Source organism: Bradyrhizobium sp. MI1.10 (genome assembly GCF_055811035.1).
In genome coordinates, this window is the sequence record NZ_JBVVPN010000017.1 from 133450 (window position 1) to 146312 (window position 12863).

Sequence of the window (12863 nt, forward strand, 5' to 3'; positions counted from 1 at the left end):
GCACGGAATCGTGCTGGAAAATGTTGGGGCCGCAACAAGGTTGCACATTCCAGGGATGGAGATCAGGTGTTCCAGGCGATGGTGATCACACATTCCAGCGATCCTGATCAGGTGCGTAGGCGAATACGGCTGACGGGTTTAAGTGTGCTGGAAAATGGCCTCCAAGGCTGGCGGGTTCGTTCGAAGATGGTCCCGGCGGTCCATGGGGGCGACGGGGCGATCGGGGGTGAGGTGCTCACGGTTTTTTCTTTGCGCCAGCCTGACGGCGCAGGCGGTCGCCACAACGCCTTCCCTTGGATTGCCGCCTCAGCTCCACCTTGTGAGTTGTGCGGTACCACCCCAGCGGCGGCTGTATTTAGATGGCATATGGCATGCGACATCGCGGCCCATTCTGGCAATCAATCCGTGTCATAGCGAGACCGCAGTTCGGGCCCGTATCCCATATTGACAATCGCAGGACGCCTGCGATAGTTATCTCAGGACGCCTGATACGCAATGTGCTCGGAGGGGTCGGAAATGAAGTCGCTTTCTCAGGCGAAACATGCGGATTCCGTCTCCTGTCTCTCTGTCTGTCCGACGCAGCGGGAGCAGAGCGCTGCCGGCGTCCTGTGGATCGTGCTCCGATGATGGCGGCTGACGAATTCGTCGCCGTTCCATTTCTGCCGCGTGAGGTCGATTTGGTCCGAGGAGGCGACGGCGCGCTCATCGTAAGAAATCTAACGCCTCTTGGACCGATTCCAAGTAGCGTTCCAGCCTTGTTCAGGGAGACCGCGAGCCGCTATCTTGACAAAATATGGTTGGCTCAACGCCGCGGCGTCGATCGTGCTTGGAAAGTCGTAACGTATGGAGAAGGATTGAAGCAGATCGACGCGCTCACGCAAGCGCTAATCGACCTGGATATGAGAGGTCGCACGATCATGGCCTTGAGCGGCAACTCGCTCGAGCTGGCCGCCCTCTCATTGGCCGCGATGCAGGCCCGTATGCCGATTGCACCGATCACGCCGGCTTACTCTTTGGCGAGCCAAGACCACGCGAAACTCAAGGAGATGGCCCGGGTGCTAAAGCCCGGCTTGATCTTCGTTCAAAGTGGGGAGCGGTTCGAACGCGCGCTGCGCGCCCTGCGAAGCATGCCGGGATTCGATGCGAGGGTGCTGACGGCCGGCGAGCCGAACGACGAGACCCACTACCTGCTGGATGACTTTCTGCGCACGCCTGTTCGCGTGCGGATGGAGCTGGAGATCAACGCAATAGTTCCCGAAACACACGCAAAGTACCTTTTTACGTCCGGTTCAACGGGCTCGCCAAAGGCGGTTATCACGACTCAGCAGATGATGTGCGCAGCGATCTCGATGTTCACGCAGCTGGTCAACGATCAGGGTCGCCAGCGGCAATTGGTGCTCGATTGGCTGCCCTGGAGCCACGTGATGGGCGGAAGTGCCCAGTTCAATCTCGTCATCGCAGCTGGAGGATCGCTCTACATTGACGACGGTCGGCCAACGCCGACCGAGTTCAAGGAAACGATCCGTAACCTTCGCGAAATTGCGCCAACGGTCTTCAGCAACGTTCCTATCGGCTACGCGATGCTGGCGCAAGCGCTGGAGGGCGATCCGGATCTCGCTTGCAAGTTTTTCTCTCGAATGACCCTGTTTGGCTATGCGGGAGCGCGTTTGCCGGACGAACTATACACGCGTATCCAGCGCCTAGCGGTGCGGCACACGGGACGCAAGATCCCGTTCACGTCGGGCTATGGGGCGACGGAAACGGCTGCAGCCACGACTTATGTCTATTGGCCGACTGATCGCGTCGGATTGATCGGTCTGCCGCATCCCGGCGTCGAGCTCAAGCTCGTACCTGCAGGCGAGGGCCGTTATGAGGTGCGCACGCGCAGCATCGCCGTGACGCCGGGCTATCTCGGAAACGAAGAAGCAAGCCGAGCCGCGTTCGATGACGAAGGCTTTTACAAGATGGGGGATGCTGCCAGTTTTGTGGACGAAAGCGACCTGACCGCTGGCTTTCTGTTTGCGGGTCGTCTGACCGACGACTTTAAACTTTTGAGCGGCATATTCGTACATACGGAAACGCTTCGCGCCGGCTTGCTCGAAGCACTATCGCCGCTCGTCTGCGAACTTGTGATCACAGGCGCCGACCAGGCGTTCGTTGGCCTCCTCGCCTGGCTAAATCTGGCGGCGTGTCGTCAGTTCATTGAGCGGCCGGAAGTCTCGGCGGAGGAACTCATCCAATCGCCCGTCATGCAATCCGCAATTCGCGACGCGCTCATTGCGTTCAACAAGACACATGGCGCGACCAGCATGCATGTCAGGCGAGCTCTCCTTTTGGCCGAGCCACCGTCTTTCGATCGTGGGGAGGTCACGGCGAAAGGTAACATCAGCGCGAAAGCGGTTCATTCGAACCGCACCGCAGCCATAGCCCGCCTGTATTCCGATCATCCCGACGAGAGCATCATCCGGGTCGACTAGGATAGCCAATGTCATCATCTACGCAGTCCCTCGAGATCGAGTATCGCGATAACATCGCAATTCTGACGCTGAATCGTCCTGACAAGCGCAACGCCCTCGACGATCGGACGGTTGACGCGCTATCGGATTTCTTCGCCTCGCCGCCGGAGCACACCGCCGTGGTGATCCTGCAGGGCGCAGGCGAGCACTTCTGCGCCGGACTCGATCTGTCGGAGCTGATCAGCAAGAACCGCACACCTGAACAAGTCATCCGCCACTCGCGTGGCTGGCACCGCACCTTCGACCTCATTCAATATGGCGACATTCCCGTCCTCAGTTGCCTCAAGGGAGGAGTGATCGGAGGCGGACTGGAACTCGCGGCGGCCACTCATATTCGCATTTGCGAGCCTTCCACCTTCTTCCAGCTGCCGGAAGGGCAGCGCGGCATCTTCCTCGGCGGCGGCGGCTCGGTTCGGATTCCCCGGATTATCGGGACAGGGCGTGTCGTGGAAATGATGCTGACCGGCCGACGTTTCGACGCGAACGAGGGGATTCAACTCGGGCTCGGACACCGAACCGCTCCAGCCGGCAGGGGGCTGGACTGTGCGCTCGAGCTGGCCAAGATCGTGGCGGCCAATCTGCCCACCTCCAACTATGCCATCATCAACGGAATCGCCCGCATAGGTGAGATGTCTACCACGGAGGGACTTTTCGCTGAGACCATGACAGCCCTGATGACCGGCTCTGCGCTGAAGAGCCGCGACCGGATACGCGAGTTTCTTGATAGAAAGCGTGAGCCGAATGCGACGGCTGCAGCCGAACCGTCCTTGCAAGGACTTGGCGAGTCATGAGCGGTCCGCACGCGAGCTACATCATTGGCGCTTATGAACATCCCACTCGCCGCGCAGACGGCATTTCCTCAGCAAAGCTGCACGCCGATGTCGCTTTGGGCGCCCTTGCCGATGCGGGACTGTCCCTCGATGACGTCGACGGGTACTTCTGCGGCGCTGATGCCCCCGGCCTCGGGCCCATGTCGGTCGCCGAATATATTGGCCTCAGAAAACTCAGATATCTCGACAGCACGGAAACCGGAGGCTCGTCATACATTCTGCACCTTCACCACGCGATGCAGGCAATCGCGCAGGAGCGATGCAACGTAGCCCTGGTAACCCTCGCCGATCGCCCGCTGGCGGCTGCCAGCGGGACAGGCTTGGCAGGCGTTGATTTTAAATCAATGCCGGCCCTGCCGTTCCTGCCTCCGGTCCCGATGCCGCCTGTATACGGCTACGCGATGGTCGCCAGGCGGCACATGCATGAATTCGGCACGACCTCTGAGCAGCTTGCCTGGGTGAAGGTTGCCGCCTCCCATCATGCCCAACACAATGAGCAGGCACTGCTGCGCAAGGTCGTGACAGTGGAGGACGTGCTGAACTCGCCGATGGTGGCGGATCCCTTGCACCGGATGGATTGTTGCGTGATGACCGACGGCGGCGGTGCGATCGTGGTTGCTCGCAAGGAAATCGCTCAGTCGCTGAAGAGACCACGCGTGCGCGTGGCCGGTGCTGGTGAGTCCTTGAGGCATACGAATGGCGGTTGGTTCGACATCGTTTCCTCGGCCGGCGTGGACTCGGGCAGGGCGGCTTTCGAACAAGCCGGCGTTTCGCCCGCAGATATCGGCTATGCGTCCCTCTACGACAGCTTCACGATAACGGTCGTCGTGCAGCTGGAAGACCTGGGGTTTTGCAGGAAGGGCGAGGGCGGGAAATTCGTTGCCGAGGGCAACCTGATCTCCGGCGTTGGGCGGCTGCCCTTCAATACGGACGGTGGTGGCCTCTGCAGCAATCATCCGGGCAACAAGGGCGGAATGACCAAGCTGCTGGAGGCCGTGCGCCAATGCCGCGGCGAGGCGCATCCCGCCGTTCAGGTCAAAAATCATGACTGGGTGCTTGCGCATGGAACGGGCGGCGCAATGGCCGGACAGCATGTCGCTGGGACCGCAATTCTCGCAGCGGAGTGAGCAAGTGTCGCAGATGATCGCTCCCGTTCTGGACGGGTTGGACCCTTACTGGCAGGCGGCTTCAGAGGGCAAGTTGGCTGTCGGCAGATGCCGCTCCTGCTGCAAGGCTTACTTCTATCCCCGGCCGCTCTGCCCGTTGTGTGGCAGCGCGTCGACTGAGCTGAAGGTCGCGAGTGGTCGAGGACGGATCTATTCATTTTCGATCGTTCGCAATGCAAAGCGACCAGCGGCGGCTGCGATCGTGGAATTGGCAGAAGGCCCGCGTGTCCCGACGGCGCTGCTCGACTGCGACGTCTTCGACCTGAAGATTGGAGATCAAGTCGAGGTTTTCTTCCAGCAAACGGACGGGACTGCGACTTTGACGTTTACCACCGAAGCCGCCCAGGCGGCCCGGAAATACGCGCGGGCTGCTTTGCGAGAGTCCTCGGTCGTTCCCGGATTGCCGTCGGACGAAGTCGCTCCCGACGTCCAACGCGCGGCCGTTATCGGAGCCGGTACCATGGGCAGCGGCATTTCCATTGCATTGCTTCAGGCTGGGATCTCAGTCCTGCTCATCGATGCGAATGCGGGCGCCCTGGAGAAAGCAAGCGCTCAGATTGCCAAGGTATTCGAGACGTCCGTGTCGCGCGGTCGCATGACCCGGGAGCAAGTCTCTGGGTGCATGGCCGCCCTGAGATGCGAGACGCAGATCAGCGCCGTGGGTGCAGCGGATTTGGTCGTCGAAGCCGTCTACGAGCAAATAGCACTCAAGAAGCAGATTTTCGGAGAACTCGATCGCTACTGTACGCCGGGCGCAACGCTTGCGACGAATACCTCGACCCTCAATGTCAACGAAATCGCCCGGTCCACGAAGCGGCCGGGCGACGTGATCGGTCTGCACTTCTTCAGCCCGGCGCACGTGATGAAGCTGCTCGAGGTCGTCAGAGGGCCAAAGACAGACAGCCGCACGATCAAGCGCGCGATGGCCTTGGGCAAGCGGCTCGGAAAAGTACCTGTACTGGTCGGAATTTGCGACGGGTTCGTTGGCAACCGTCTGATGATCGCCAGGGAACGGCAGGCCGGCGAATTGCTGCTGCACGGTGCGCTTCCTGATCAGGTCGACCGGGTGCTCCGTGAGTTTGGGCTGCCGATGGGCTCGTTCGAGCTTCAGGACATGGCCGGCGGCATCGAACTCAATTATCGCTTCCGTCAGGCAACGGGCGGCAGGGATTTCATCATCGACCGCCTGTTCGAGCTTGGCAGGCTGGGCCAGAAAACGGGCAAGGGCTATTACGCGTATGACCCGTCCAGCAGGGCACCGCGGCTCGACCAGGAAGCCATTGAAGTCTTCGAAGCCGGGTCAAAGCACCACAGAATCGAGCGACGGACCTTTTCAGACGCCCAACTGAGAGATCGTCTCATTCTGCCGATGATCAACGAAGCGGCGAAGTTGATCGAAGAAGGCGTTGTCATTCGCCCCAGCGACATCGATGTCGTCTGGCAGAACGGCTACGGCTGGCCGACATGGAAGGGCGGTCCGGTGTATTGGGCCGACCGCGTTGGACCGGCGTTGATCTACGACCGGCTTAGTGCCCTTCACAACGAGTTCGGCGAAGCTTTCAGGCCCGCGGGCCTCTTGAAGCGGCTCGCTTCGACTGACGGACACCTCTTGGATTGGAGGCCTGGCACCTGACCGCAAAGCCCGATGCGGCGAGGGCGAGGCACGCTGTCCATGTCAAAGACAACACTTTGGGAGGGGAGAGATCAATGAGTAAACGAGCATTGCTTGCCTTGTTCATCGCGATTGAAGTGGGGAGCTCGTGCGCAATAGCTGGCCCGAAGACCTACGACCCCGGTGCGAGCGACACCGAGATCAAGATCGGACAGACGATGCCATATTCTGGCCCCGCTTCGATCAACGGCATCATTGGCCGGACCTACGAAGCTTACTTTGGTATGGTGAACGAAAAAGGAGGCGTCAACGGCCGGAAGGTCAGCTTCCTCTCCGAGGATGATGCGTTCAGCCCGCCGAAAACGGTGGAGGCAACACGAAGATTGGTGGAGCAGGAAGAGGTGCTCGGTCTGGCAGGTTCTCTCGGTACAGCGCCCCAGCTTGCAGTCCAGAAGTACCTGAATGCGAAACAGATCCCGCAGATCCTGCTGAACACCGGATCAAGCAAGTGGAATAATCCGAAGCAGTTCCCCTGGACCACGCCTGGGCTCCCCCTCTACACGACGGAAGCGCGCATTGACGCAAAATACGTTCTCCAGGCGAAGCCAAGTGCGAAGGTTGCAATCCTCTATCAAAATGACGACTTTGGGCGGGACTTCGCAAAATCATTCAAGGAAGTACTGCTCGCCAGTCAAAGTGGGGCAAGCGTTGTCGCAGAGCTGTCCTACGATTTGACCGAGCCGTCGATCGAAGCCCAGATTGTGAGACTTTCGCAGTCCGGCGCAGATACGTTTCTCAATGTCTCTCTCGGCAAAGCGACGTCTCAGGCTATCAAGAAAGCAGCAGAGCTTGGATGGAGACCGCTCCATATTCTCGCCAGCGTTTCGGCGTCGTTGCCGGTTCTGCAGGCCGCCGGCACCGAAGCGTCGAAGGGGATCGTCGCGGCCGTGTATTCGAAGGATCCCAATGCTCCGAGATGGTCCGGTGACCCCGCCGTGAAGGAGTTTCAGGAGTTCCGTGCAAAGTACCTCCCGAACGTTGCTCCCGACAATTACTATGCTTTCGCCGCATGGTCGCAGGCCGTGGTCCTCCGGCGCGTTCTGGAGAACTGCGGCGACGAACTGACACGCGAAAATCTGCTCAAGCAAGCAACGAGCTTGCAGGGGGTCGTTGCGCCGGCCTTTCTGCCGGGCGTTGCGTTCGCAATGACCCCGACCGACTATTCGCCAATCCGCACGCTGTACATCCAGAACTTCAACGGCAAGGATTGGGACTTGTCGGATAGTGCCGTCAGCGAGTAGGCGCCACATCGGAAGTTGCGGAGACATCGACGCGATTTGCGCATTGTGAGCGGCGGAATTCCGCGGTCGGTTCGATCCTAGGCGACATCGTCGCACGCCGTTCGTGAGCGCTTCCGGTCGTCGGCTGCGGCGGCTCGACTGGCGCTGACGATCCGCCGCAGTTGCATCCGGAACGTCTCGAGCTCGTCGTTAGCCAGAACTGCGAGCATCTTCGCCTCGGCCTTGTCCACCTCTCGATCCAAGTCCGAGAGCGCAACCCGGCCCTTGGCCGAAAGCATGATCAACTTGGCGCGTGGAACATCTGGATCCGGCTTCTTCAGGATAAGTTTTCTGGCATACAGCGACGCCACCGTCTCGTTCGCCGATTGCGGTGTGATTCTCAAGCGCCGAGCCAGACTCGCCGAAGAATGCGGGGCCCGAGCGTTTTCGATGATGCTCATCGCCGTATATTGGGTGGTCGTGAAGCCGTGGATTCGAAGGATCGAATCCATCATCAGGCGAGTCTCTGTCTCCAGCAGCTTTATCAGGTAGGTGGTTCGGGCGCGGTCGGTCATTCGTAGCCTTTGACCTGGGAATCCCGAGTTCTTTACACATCGGGCCAAGCAAAGGCTACCTCAAACCGGACGTGCCGGGAGGACCTGATAGGCGCTACGGCAGGATGGTCACACGGTCAGACCGCGACCGGCCCGTCAGACCCACGGCGCGGGTCAGAACTCGCAGCCGAGTTCTCTGAGTATCTTGTCGATCGAGCTCCTGTCCCAGCCATTGCCAGACCGGATATCGCGCAACCTCGCGGTCTCCGCCTCGCACTTGGCCATAACGGTCGGAAGCAGGCTCTCGGCGAGCGCACAGGGGACGCAGACCAATCCATCGGCGTCTCCCTCGATGAGGTCGCCCGGCCCGATCACCATGCCCTCGATCGCAATGCTGCAGCCGATTTCACCAGGACCGCTGCGCAGGGGCCCCGGATGTTGTGCCTGCGGCACAAAGGGAAACTGCGCCTGCCCGATCAAATTCGGAATCGCGCATGGCCCCATTAATGGCCACACCTGCGATGCCGCGGCCGGCGGCGCAGGCCGCCATCAGCTCGCCGAAGATTGAATTGGTCAGGTCGCCGCCGGCATCGACGACGACGTCCCCGGGGCAGGGTGAGATCGAGCGCTTTGTGAACCAGGAGATTGTCACCCGGGCGCGTCTTGACCGTGGATGCCGGAGTTGCCGGCCCGCCTGCATCGGGCGCAGTCAGGCTCCCGCGGCCGCCATGCGCGACATGCAGTCGCTGATATTTTGCCGTCCGCAGACCTCTGTACCGGTTGGCCAGCTCCGCCGAGACGCGGCCGGTTAGGGCGTGAATCGCAAAACCGATCATCGTCTCTCTTGCGACCTTGTGTCTGAGTTCAAGCCTTGGCGCCGCTTTCTCGCGTTTGCAGGGCATGGTAGCGCATCTTCTTTCGCGTCTCGTCGAGACGTTCGCCGTTCAGCACGGCTTTACGGATCTTCTCCTCCGCGGCTGCGATCTCTCCGGCGACCTTAATCACCTCTTGCAGTCGGTTCGCGTGGATGCAGATCACGCCGTCGCCATCCCCGACCAGCCAGTCGCCAGGCGCGATGCGGATGCCGGCGATTTGCACCGTCACATTGTAAGCGTCGGCGGTGACGCGATCCTTGCCGGTCCGCATCGTATTGGCCCGGGCATAGATCGGATAGTCGAGTTCGATGCTGCGGTCGATATCCCGGCAGACGCCGTCAATAACGGTGCCGCCGATGCCGCGGCGGTCGGCGACCAGGGTCAGAATGTCGCCCCATACCGTGGCGTCCATGCGACCGTCATTGTCGATGACGACGATCTGGCCAGGCTGTACATCATCGATATAGTCGCCGACTGAACCGCCGCTCTGGCCGGTCGGCATCATCCGGATAGTAAAGGCCGGGCCGGCAAGACGCATCGAGCGCGCAAACGGCATGATTCCGAGACACTGCCCCTCAATGCCCAGGCGGTCCAGTGCATCTGACAGGGTCGTCACCCCGAATGTCTTGAGCTTTTCAGCTGTATCCTGTGTCATCTGCCACGTTACCTTTTCAGCATATCTTCGTAGTTTCCGGCCATGACGTCGCCGATCGCCGCGCCGCGATCAATGGCTGCCGCCATCACCTGCTCGCGCCTGAAAATGTCCTCGGCGGTAGCGATGATGTCCTCGGCGCGGGTTTGATCCACGAACACCACGCCACTCCCATCAGCCAAGACATAGTCGCCCGGCTTGACGGCTACGTTGCCAAATGTGATCGGTTCCTGGAACGCGTGTTCCGCGATACGGCCGCGCGCGGTCACGGGTACGGCCGCGCGCGCGAAGACTGGCAGCCCAAGCGCGCGACTTTCGTCGATGTCGCGGCAGGCACCGTCGACGAGAACGGCTGAGACGCCCTTCTTCACCGCGCCGCGGCTGAGCAAGCCACCCCAGCCAGACACGTCGCTTCGTCCGCGATGCTCAACCACGATGATGTCGCCACGCTCTGCGGCCATCACCGCCCCCGCGCCGAGGTGGCGTTTCGGCAGGTTCGGCAGAGGTGCGCCGAGCTTCGTCGTGACCGCCTTTCCGGCGACACGTGTCAGCACGGTGAGAGCGGATAGCCCGATGACGGCGCCCGGCAAGCCGTGCTTGTCAAGCGCGTCGGATACGGCGCAAGTGTCGAGCGCCACGAGTCTCGCGACGATGTCAGTCATCCTTGGAGTGGTCACTCGAGAACCGCCATGGCGTCGCATTGGACCAGCATGTTCGCCGGCAGATGATCGTTCTGGAAGGTGTGCCGTGCCGGACGCGAGGCTGCATCGGGGAAGGCCGCGACCCAATGCTTGTTGACGGCCGGCCGGGCTTCCGGAACCTTCACGTAAACCGTCATCTTGACGATGCGATCCATCGAGGTTCCGGCTGCCGCCATGATGCGCTTGAGATTGTCGAACATCAGTTCAGCCTGTTTCTCGAGGTCGTCGGGAATGTTGCCTGTCGCGGGATCCAACCCATAGACGCCGCCGGTCATGACGATATTGCCGACGCGAGACGCTGCGGGTATCGGCTGGGCGCCATGGCTGAAACCGTCGATTTCGATGCTGCGGCGTGCAGTCATTTCTGCTCCTCCCCCAACCGGTCAGACGTCAAGCCGCGCGAACAGACGGCGCGCGTTGCCTTCGAAGATACCCTTCTTGTCCCCTTCGCTCATCTCGGTGATCGATTCGATCACCGGGCGGATGTCGTCGTAGGGTTTGCCCGAGGTCGGATCGATGCCGCCGCCGCTGCCGGGCCGCTCGGTGCCGAAGACGCATCTGTCGGCACCAACCACGTCGAACAGTAGCTCGAGCGATTTCTTGTAGTGCAGCACCGTATCGAACCAGAAGCGCTTGAGCGTCTCGTCGAAGGTCTCGGTTTTGGCGCCCGAGGCGGCTGCGAACATCTGGCGATTGGAGCGCCAGCGTCCGACCTGATACGGGATCGAGCCTCCGCCGTGGCTGACGAGGAGCTTCAACTGGGGAAAGCGCTTGAATACATCGGATCGCGAGATCGAGGTGATGGCGAGGCTCTCCTCAGTAATGAAGTGCTCGTCATAAGTCTCGCGACCGCAGCAGGCGCAGCTGTGGATGTGACCGGGAATGTCGTGCTCACACAGGAACTCGTACAGGGGATACCAGTACGGATCGCCCATCGGCGGTGACTTACCGGCGCCCTCCGACGGGTCCGGATTGATCAGCACGCCGAGGAAGCCGAGATCGTTGATGCACCGTTTGATCTCGTCGAACATCTTCTCGACGGGCACGCCCGTGGCTTGAGGCAGGCCGCCGACGCCGCGGAACCGTTTGGGGTGGAGCTTGATCGTCCGCGCGATCATATCGTTGTTGTCCTGCGCCCAGCTGACGACGTCATCCCAGCGGTTGTCGCCATGCAGCATCATGAACGGACGGGGTGAGAGAACCTGGAGGTCGGTGCCCACACCATCCATGATCTGCACGTTCTGAGCCGCAGATTTCTCGAGCTCCGCGTCAGGGATTCTTGCGTGATAAACGCCGTATTGTCCGCGTGCGACCTGAAGGTTCCCGCGGTGCGCGTAGAAGCTCGGCGGTGCGACGAGATGAGCGTGGGCGTCGATGATCATGCGGACGTTGCTCCCTTGATGGTTCTGCGTTGGTCTTGGCCGGCCACTAAATAATCCACATGGTATATTTAAAAAAGAGCCATCGCAAGCCCGAAGGATTGCGGCGAGGCGATTGCCATTCGCGCTCACTCGGTACAATATGGTCCATCTGGTAAAAATAATAAGAGGAAGTGTCCAATGGCGAAAATCGTTCTCGGCCTGGCCGCATCGCACACCCCCATGCTTGCCCTGGAGGGAAAACGCTGGAGTGAGCGCGCTGCCGACGATCTAAAAAACAAGGCCCTCAATCTCTCCGATGGCCGGTACGTGTCCTATGATGAGCTCGCCCGCGAAAACGGCGCGCCCTATGCGGCTCTGGCGACCGAAGCGAAGTTCCTGGAGATCGAGGCCGCATCGCAAAAGGCGCTCGATCATATGGCCGACCGTCTGGAAGAGGCTGCGCCTGATGTGGTCCTCATAGTTGGTGACGATCAGGCCGAATTGTTCAGCCTGTCCAATATGCCGGCGATCTCCATTTTCTATGGAGAGGAGATCCTGACGCACGAGCGCCATCTCACGCCGCAGACGCCGAATTGGGTCGGCACGGTCATGAAGGGATATGCCATGGATGCAGTCCATTCGTTCCGGGGCTGCCCGGAGCTAGCCCGGGAACTCATTCACGGTCTGATCGAGAACGACGTGGATATGGGCGCCGCAGCGAAGGTGGATGATCCCCATAAGGCGGGGTTTGGCCACGCCTATGGGTTCATCATCGAAAGATTGTTCAAGGGAAAGTCCATTCCGGTTCTGCCGGTCCTGCTGAACACCTACTATCCGCCCAATGCTCCGACCGCGCGGCGCGCCTATGGCGTCGGACAAGCGATCGCGAAGCTGATTTCGCAGTCGAAGCTGGATGCCAGGGTTGCTGTGGTGGCTAGCGGCGGTCTGAGCCATTTCGTCGTCGACGAGACGCTCGATCGCAAGGTCCTCGACGCCATCAAGCGCAGGGATGCGGCCGTCCTCAGGTCACTGACCAGGGGCGAATTGAACTCCGGCTCGTCCGAAATTCTCAACTGGGTGATGGTCGCGGCCATGTCCGAGCATCTCGTCAACGATTGGGCGCAATATTATCCCGGATACAGAACCCCCGCGGGGACAGGCACGGGAATCGGCTTCGCGGCCTGGTCATAGTGTCCGCCGCAGCTAGCAGCGGCGACTCGGAATTGATGCCAGCGGCTCACGCCAGGGTCGCGTGGCTTCGTTCCCTCGAGCCCTCCTGGTCAGTGGTTGACAAACTCGGCGCTGCGGCGGATAGG

13 protein-coding genes are annotated in these 12863 nt (G+C 60.7%); 6 read left to right on the forward strand and 7 right to left on the reverse strand.

The annotated features are described in order from the left end of the window. The first annotated feature begins 626 nt into the window (after nt 1-626). The 5 genes from AC0L3K_RS19565 (at nt 627) to AC0L3K_RS19585 (ending at nt 7425) form a co-directional block, all read left to right on the forward strand. Nucleotides 627-2477 carry an AMP-binding protein gene (locus AC0L3K_RS19565; RefSeq protein ID WP_473366720.1) on the forward strand — a complete coding sequence of 617 codons (1851 nt, stop codon included), beginning with the start codon at nt 627-629 and terminating at the stop codon, nt 2475-2477. 8 nt (nt 2478-2485) lie between these two features. Continuing rightward, complete coding sequence (locus AC0L3K_RS19570) at nt 2486-3307, forward strand: crotonase/enoyl-CoA hydratase family protein (RefSeq protein WP_473366676.1); 822 nt, start codon at nt 2486-2488, stop codon at nt 3305-3307. Continuing rightward, complete coding sequence (locus AC0L3K_RS19575; RefSeq protein ID WP_473366677.1) at nt 3304-4473, forward strand: thiolase domain-containing protein; 1170 nt, start codon at nt 3304-3306, stop codon at nt 4471-4473. The genes AC0L3K_RS19570 and AC0L3K_RS19575 overlap by 4 nt, the downstream gene beginning before the upstream one ends. A gap of 13 nt (nt 4474-4486) precedes the next feature. Continuing rightward, nucleotides 4487-6145, forward strand: coding sequence for a 3-hydroxyacyl-CoA dehydrogenase NAD-binding domain-containing protein (locus AC0L3K_RS19580; RefSeq protein ID WP_473366721.1), 1659 nt, complete (start codon nt 4487-4489; stop codon nt 6143-6145). Nucleotides 6146-6219: 74 nt separating this feature from the next. Further along, on the forward strand, nt 6220-7425 hold the full coding sequence (locus tag AC0L3K_RS19585) for an ABC transporter substrate-binding protein (protein ID WP_473366678.1): 1206 nt from the start codon (nt 6220-6222) through the stop codon (nt 7423-7425). A 77-nt stretch (nt 7426-7502) separates the two neighbouring features. On the opposite strand, the gene AC0L3K_RS19590 is transcribed toward AC0L3K_RS19585, so the two are convergent. The 7 genes from AC0L3K_RS19590 to AC0L3K_RS19620 all read right to left on the reverse strand — a co-directional run bounded on the left by AC0L3K_RS19590 (nt 7503) and on the right by AC0L3K_RS19620 (nt 11568). Further along, nucleotides 7503-7979 (reverse strand): MarR family winged helix-turn-helix transcriptional regulator, encoded by a 477-nt coding sequence (locus AC0L3K_RS19590; RefSeq protein WP_473366679.1) that lies wholly within the window; start codon nt 7977-7979, stop codon nt 7503-7505. A 153-nt stretch (nt 7980-8132) separates the two neighbouring features. Beyond that, nucleotides 8133-8438, reverse strand: coding sequence for an RraA family protein (locus tag AC0L3K_RS19595; protein ID WP_473366680.1), 306 nt, complete (start codon nt 8436-8438; stop codon nt 8133-8135). Beyond that, nucleotides 8365-8658, reverse strand: a complete 294-nt coding sequence (locus tag AC0L3K_RS19600) for an RraA family protein (RefSeq protein WP_473366681.1) — start codon at nt 8656-8658, stop codon at nt 8365-8367. Before AC0L3K_RS19600 ends, AC0L3K_RS19595 begins: the two co-directional genes overlap by 74 nt. Before the next feature lie 164 nt (nt 8659-8822). Further along, nucleotides 8823-9488, reverse strand: a complete 666-nt coding sequence (locus AC0L3K_RS19605) for an RraA family protein (RefSeq protein WP_473366682.1) — start codon at nt 9486-9488, stop codon at nt 8823-8825. 8 nt (nt 9489-9496) lie between these two features. Further along, entirely contained in the window at nt 9497-10123 is a 627-nt protein-coding gene (locus AC0L3K_RS19610; protein ID WP_473366683.1) for an RraA family protein, read from the reverse strand. Between the two features lie 35 nt (nt 10124-10158). Then, a complete protein-coding gene (locus AC0L3K_RS19615; protein ID WP_473366684.1) occupies nt 10159-10548 on the reverse strand; it encodes a RidA family protein in 390 nt (129 codons plus the stop codon). Between the two features lie 21 nt (nt 10549-10569). Further along, complete coding sequence (locus AC0L3K_RS19620; RefSeq protein WP_473366685.1) at nt 10570-11568, reverse strand: amidohydrolase family protein; 999 nt, start codon at nt 11566-11568, stop codon at nt 10570-10572. 177 nt (nt 11569-11745) lie between these two features. Between AC0L3K_RS19620 and AC0L3K_RS19625 the strand changes: the two genes are divergently transcribed. Next, nucleotides 11746-12738: a DODA-type extradiol aromatic ring-opening family dioxygenase gene (locus tag AC0L3K_RS19625; protein ID WP_473366686.1), complete on the forward strand. Its 993-nt coding sequence runs from the start codon at nt 11746-11748 to the stop codon at nt 12736-12738. Nucleotides 12739-12863: the final 125 nt, after the last annotated feature.

Bases quoted from the DNA above. Each gene is read 5' to 3' on its own strand.
- AC0L3K_RS19605 (WP_473366682.1), bottom strand. From the start codon at position 9,488: ATGACACAGGATACAGCTGAAAAGCTCAAGACATTCGGGGTGACGACC.
- AC0L3K_RS19625 (WP_473366686.1), top strand. From the start codon at position 11,746: ATGGCGAAAATCGTTCTCGGCCTGGCCGCATCGCACACCCCCATGCTT.
- AC0L3K_RS19585 (WP_473366678.1), top strand. From the start codon at position 6,220: ATGAGTAAACGAGCATTGCTTGCCTTGTTCATCGCGATTGAAGTGGGG.
- AC0L3K_RS19580 (WP_473366721.1), top strand. From the start codon at position 4,487: ATGATCGCTCCCGTTCTGGACGGGTTGGACCCTTACTGGCAGGCGGCT.
- AC0L3K_RS19600 (WP_473366681.1), bottom strand. From the start codon at position 8,658: ATGCAGGCGGGCCGGCAACTCCGGCATCCACGGTCAAGACGCGCCCGG.
- AC0L3K_RS19590 (WP_473366679.1), bottom strand. From the start codon at position 7,979: ATGACCGACCGCGCCCGAACCACCTACCTGATAAAGCTGCTGGAGACA.
- AC0L3K_RS19570 (WP_473366676.1), top strand. From the start codon at position 2,486: ATGTCATCATCTACGCAGTCCCTCGAGATCGAGTATCGCGATAACATC.
- AC0L3K_RS19575 (WP_473366677.1), top strand. From the start codon at position 3,304: ATGAGCGGTCCGCACGCGAGCTACATCATTGGCGCTTATGAACATCCC.
- AC0L3K_RS19565 (WP_473366720.1), top strand. From the start codon at position 627: ATGGCGGCTGACGAATTCGTCGCCGTTCCATTTCTGCCGCGTGAGGTC.
- AC0L3K_RS19615 (WP_473366684.1), bottom strand. From the start codon at position 10,548: ATGACTGCACGCCGCAGCATCGAAATCGACGGTTTCAGCCATGGCGCC.
- AC0L3K_RS19620 (WP_473366685.1), bottom strand. From the start codon at position 11,568: ATGATCATCGACGCCCACGCTCATCTCGTCGCACCGCCGAGCTTCTAC.